The 4,719-nt window shown below is 77.1% G+C and carries 7 protein-coding genes; all 7 read left to right on the top strand.

Annotation, left to right across the window (positions count from 1 at the left end; genetic code table 11):
• The coding region (gene rimM / locus GTR00_RS14825; RefSeq protein WP_276610231.1) for a ribosome maturation factor RimM at positions 1–582 on the top strand (582 nt) is incomplete at its 5' end.
• 2 nt (positions 583–584) lie between these two features.
• Positions 585–1,409, top strand: coding sequence for a tRNA (guanosine(37)-N1)-methyltransferase TrmD (trmD, locus tag GTR00_RS14820; RefSeq protein WP_166612373.1), 825 nt, complete (start codon positions 585–587; stop codon positions 1,407–1,409).
• Positions 1,410–1,568: 159 nt separating this feature from the next.
• Positions 1,569–1,931 carry a 50S ribosomal protein L19 gene (gene rplS, locus GTR00_RS14815; protein WP_166612372.1) on the top strand — a complete coding sequence of 121 codons (363 nt, stop codon included), beginning with the start codon at positions 1,569–1,571 and terminating at the stop codon, positions 1,929–1,931.
• Positions 1,932–2,101: 170 nt separating this feature from the next.
• Positions 2,102–2,767: a signal peptidase I gene (gene lepB / locus GTR00_RS14810; protein ID WP_166612371.1), complete on the top strand. Its 666-nt coding sequence runs from the start codon at positions 2,102–2,104 to the stop codon at positions 2,765–2,767.
• Positions 2,764–3,516, top strand: coding sequence for a signal peptidase I (gene lepB, locus GTR00_RS14805; protein ID WP_166612370.1), 753 nt, complete (start codon positions 2,764–2,766; stop codon positions 3,514–3,516). The genes lepB (GTR00_RS14810) and lepB (GTR00_RS14805) overlap by 4 nt, the downstream gene beginning before the upstream one ends.
• Complete coding sequence (locus GTR00_RS14800) at positions 3,513–4,319, top strand: ribonuclease HII (protein WP_323132496.1); 807 nt, start codon at positions 3,513–3,515, stop codon at positions 4,317–4,319. Before lepB (GTR00_RS14805) ends, GTR00_RS14800 begins: the two co-directional genes overlap by 4 nt.
• A 7-nt stretch (positions 4,320–4,326) precedes the next feature.
• Positions 4,327–4,653, top strand: coding sequence for a DUF2469 domain-containing protein (locus GTR00_RS14795; protein ID WP_166612369.1), 327 nt, complete (start codon positions 4,327–4,329; stop codon positions 4,651–4,653).
• The last annotated feature ends 66 nt before the right edge of the window (positions 4,654–4,719 follow it).

Raw genomic sequence — 4,719 nt, 5'->3', positions numbered from 1 at the left:
GCCCTGGAGACCCCCGTGGAGTACGTCGTCGCCCGCATCGGCCGCCCGCACGGCGTGCGCGGCGAGGTGACCCTGGAGCTGCGCACCGACGCGCCGGAGGAGCGCTTCGCGCCCGGCGCCGTGCTGCGCACCGACCCGCCGGCGCGCGGGCCGCTCACCGTGGAGTCCGCCCGCTGGCACACCGGCACCCTGCTCGTCGCCTTCGACGGGGTCGCCGACCGCACCGCGGTGGAGGCCCTGCGCGACACCCTGCTGCTCGTGGACGTCGACGAGGGCGCCGGCGCCGAGGACGACGCCTGGTACCCGCACCAGCTGCGCGGCCTGGCGGCCGTGAGCGCCGACGGCACCGCCCTGGGCACCGTGGCCGACCTGCTCACCGGCACCGCCCAGGACCTGCTCGTGGTCACGGGCACCGACGGGCGCGAGGTGCTCGTGCCGTTCGTCGAGCGCCTGGTGCCCGTGGTGGACGTGCCCGGCGGGCGGGTGGTGCTCGACCCGCCCGGCGGGCTGTTCGCCGAGCTGCCCGGCGACGAGGACGCCGGCCGCGACGGGGACGCGGGTCGGGACGGGGGCGAGGGCTGAGCGTGCGCGTCGACGTCGTCACCATCTTCGGCGAGTACCTGGCACCGCTGTCGCTCTCGCTCATCGGCAGGGCCCGCGCGCAGGGCCTGCTGGACCTGCGCGTGCACGACCTGCGCGAGCACACCCGCGACCGCCACCGCACCGTGGACGACACGCCCTACGGCGGCGGGGCGGGCCTGCTGATGAAGCCCGAGCCGTGGGGGGAGGCCCTCGACGCCGTCCTGGCCGACCCGCCGCCGGCCGACGACGGGCGCGGGCCGGTGCTGCTCGTGCCCAGCCCGGCGGGGGAGGTCTTCACCCAGGCCGCGGCCGTGGAGCTGGCGGCCGAGCCGTGGCTGGCCTTCGCGTGCGGGCGCTACGAGGGCATCGACGCCCGCGTCGCGGAGCACTACCGGGCCCGCGGGGTGCGGGTGCGCGAGGTCTCCCTGGGCGACTACGTCCTCAACGGCGGCGAGGTCGCCGTGCTCGTGGTCGTCGAGGCGGTGGCCCGCCTGCTGCCGGGCGTGGTCGGCAACGCCGCCAGCCTGGCGGAGGAGAGCCACGCCGCCGAGCACGACGGGCTGCTGGAGCACCCCGCGTACACCAAGCCGGCCAGCTGGCGCGGCCTGGACGTGCCCGCGGTGCTCTCCAGCGGCGACCACGGGGCCGTGGCCCGTTGGCGCCGCGAGGAGGCGCTGCGCCGCACCGCGCGCCGGCGCCCGGACCTGCTGGCGCGCCTGGACCCGGCGCGCTGCAGCGGCGCCGACCTGCGGGTGCTCGCCGAGGAGGGCTTCGCGCCCGACGGCGCCGGCGGGTTCGGCCCGGCCGCCCCGGCTGTGGCACACTGAACGGCTGACCCACCCAACGCCGCGACGGCCGGTGACCGCTGCCCGCAGGGCCGCGGGGGTGCGCCCGCCACAGGGGACGCACCCGCCCGGAGGACACCGCCGCGGGACCGATGCCTGAGCCGGGGACCTGTGGCGCCGGCAGGGGAGAAGAGCGACACCATGCACGTGCTCGACACGGTCGACGCCGCCAGCCTGCGCAGCGACGTCCCGGAGTTCCGCGCCGGCGACACCCTCAAGGTCCACGTCAAGGTCGTCGAGGGCAACCGCTCGCGCGTCCAGGTCTTCCAGGGCGTCGTCATCCGCCGCACCGGCGGCGGCGTGCGCGAGAGCTTCACCGTCCGCAAGGTGAGCTTCGGCGTGGGCGTGGAGCGGACCTTCCCGCTGCACACCCCGATCATCGACAAGATCGAGGTCGTCACCCGCGGTGACGTCAAGCGCGCCAAGCTGTACTACCTGCGCGACCTGCGCGGCAAGGCCGCCAAGATCAAGGAGCGTCGCGACTCCGCAGCGCCCCGCGGCTGAGCCGGCTGCCGCCACGACGGGCCGGGTCCCCCTCCAGGGGGGCCCGGCCCGTCCTCGTCCCGGTCCGGCGCGCGGCAGCCGGACCCGGGCCCGCCCCGGCGGCTAGGATCGCGGCAGCGCACGGGTCCGCCTGCCGCGCCGCCGCAGTGCCCGACGCAGCCAGGAGCCCCGTGACGACCACCCAGCCGACGACGGCTCCGCCGAGGGGGCGGCCGGCCCCGCGGGGCACCCGCGCCGTCGCCGTCCTCGCCGTGGCCCTGCTCGTGGCGCTGGTGCTGCGCAGCACCGTCGTGCAGACCTTCTCCATCCCCTCGGACTCCATGAGCCCGACCCTGGAGCCCGGGCAGCGGGTGCTGGTGTGGCGGGTGGGCGCTCAGGACGTGCACCGCGGCGACGTCGTCGTCTTCGACGGCAGCGGCACCTTCGTCGACGCGCCCCCGGCACCGCGCGGGCCGGCCCGGCTCGGCGCGGCGCTGGGCGCCGTGCTCGGCTTCCACCCCGGCGAGAGCGACTTCGTCAAGCGCGTGGTGGGCCTGCCGGGGGAGCGCATCACCTGCTGCGACGCGCAGGGCCGGCTGACCGTGGACGGGCAGCCGCTGGAGGAGCCCCACGTGCACCCCGGCGACGCGCCCAGCGACGTCCGCTTCGACATCGAGGTGCCGCCCGGGCGGCTGTGGGTGATGGGCGACCACCGCAGCCAGTCGGTGGACTCCCGCTCCCACCTGGGCTCGCCCGGTGGCGGGACGATCGCGCTGGAGGACGTCGTGGGCCGCGTGGTGGCCGTGAGCTGGCCGCTGCCCGACCTGGGCGCCGTCGGCCGGGAGGAGGAGCAGTGAGCGCAGGGCACGACGCCCCGGAGCGGTCCACCGGCGAGGACGAGCCGCAGCGGCCCGTCCGCCGCGGCGGGGGCGTGATCGCCGCCGTGCGCGAGACCGTCCTGGTCGTCGCGGTGGCCCTGGTGGTCTCCCTCGTCGTCAAGACGTTCCTGCTGCAGGCGTTCTACATCCCCTCGCAGTCCATGGAGCGCACCCTCGACATCGGCGACCGCGTCGTGGTCAGCAAGCTGACGCCGGGGCCGTTCACCCTGCACCGCGGCGACGTCGTCGTCTTCGCCGACCCGGGCGGCTGGCTGGCCGCCACCCCCGAGCCGCAGCGCAGCCCCGCGGGCGCGCTGGCCGCCGACGTGCTCACCTTCGTGGGCCTGCTGCCGGAGGACTCCGACGACCACCTCATCAAGCGGGTGGTCGGCCTGCCCGGCGACCACGTGGTCTGCTGCGACCCCGAGGGTCGCGTCACCGTCAACGACGTCCCCGTCGACGAGACGGCCTACCTCTACCCCGGCGCCGAGCCCAGCCTCGACGACTTCGACGTCACCGTGCCCGCCGACCGGCTGTGGGTGATGGGCGACAACCGCGCCGAGTCCGCCGACTCCCGCTACAACCGCGACAAGGACCACGAGGGCTTCGTGCCCCTCGACCACGTCGTCGGGCGCGCGTACGCGGTCGTGTGGCCGCTCTCGCACGCCACCTGGCTGGGCACCCCCGGCGCCTTCGGCGCCGTCCCCGGGCGCACGGGCGTCGGGTGAGCCGCACGACCTCCCCGCCGGCGGCGCCGTCGCTGCGGGTGGAGCGCTCCCTCCTGCGCGCCGGCGCCGAGCTGGTGGCCGGGGTGGACGAGGTGGGCCGCGGAGCGCTCGCCGGGCCGGTGAGCGTCGGCGTGCTGGTCGTCGACGCCGGCACGCCCACCGCGCCGCGGGGGCTGCGCGACTCCAAGCTGCTCAGCCCCGCCGCCCGCGAGGCCCTGGTGCCGGCGCTGCGCGAGTGGGCCGTGGCGTGGGCCGTGGGGCACGCCGCCGCCGACGAGGTCGACGCGCTCGGCGTCACCGCCGCGCTGCGCCTGGCCGGCCGGCGCGCCCTGGCGCAGCTGCCCGCGGCGCCCTCGGTGGTCCTGCTCGACGGCAGCCACGACTGGCTCAGCGACCCCCCCGCGCCGCCGCCGTCGCCACCGGCGCTGCTGGAGCTGCCCGCCCCGGCGGGGGCGGCGCCGCCGGAGCTGCCGTGCCCGGCACCGCCGGTGACCACCCGCGTCAAGGCCGACCTCACGTGCGCCGCCGTGGCCGGTGCCAGCGTGCTGGCCAAGACCGCCCGCGACGCCCTGATGGCCCGGCTGCACGCGCAGCACCCGCACTACGGCTGGGACGCCAACAAGGGCTACGGCGCGCCGGGGCACCTGGCGGCCCTGGCCGAGCACGGCCGCTGCGCGCAGCACCGGCGCAGCTGGCGCCTGCCCGCCGCCGCGCTGCCCGCGCCCCGGGCCGTCGCGGACGCCGACACGCGCACGGGCGCACCCGGCCCGGCCGGGGACGACCGCGGCTCGCGGAGGGCATGATGGTGCCGTGAGCGCCGAGGACCTCGAGAACTACGAGACCGAGATGGAGCTGCAGCTCTACCGGGAGTACCGGGACGTCGTGTCGCTCTTCTCCTACGTGGTCGAGACGGAGCGGCGCTTCTACCTGGCGAACTCGGTGGACCTGCAGGTGCGCACCGGCGACGGGGAGACGTACTTCGAGCTCACCCTGCACGACGCCTGGGTCTGGGACGTCTACCGCCCGGCGCGCTTCGTGCGCGACGTGCGCGTGGTGACCTTCAAGGACGTCAACGTCGAGGAGCTGCAGAAGCGCGACATCGAGGTGCCCGACAGCCCCCAGCTGCGCGACCGCTGACGCGCCCGCGCACCCACCGCCGCCCCCGCCGCCGTCTCCACAGACGGCGGCGGGGGCGGCGGTGGG

Source organism: Kineococcus indalonis, assembly GCF_009906395.1.
Classification (GTDB): Bacteria; Actinomycetota; Actinomycetes; order Actinomycetales; family Kineococcaceae; genus Kineococcus; species Kineococcus indalonis.
This window is presented reverse-complemented; position numbering and strand designations above follow the sequence as displayed.

Excerpts from the sequence above, each read along its gene's own strand:
- rplS (WP_166612372.1), top strand. The coding sequence starts at position 1,569 with ATGCACGTGCTCGACACGGTCGACGCCGCCAGCCTGCGCAGCGACGTC.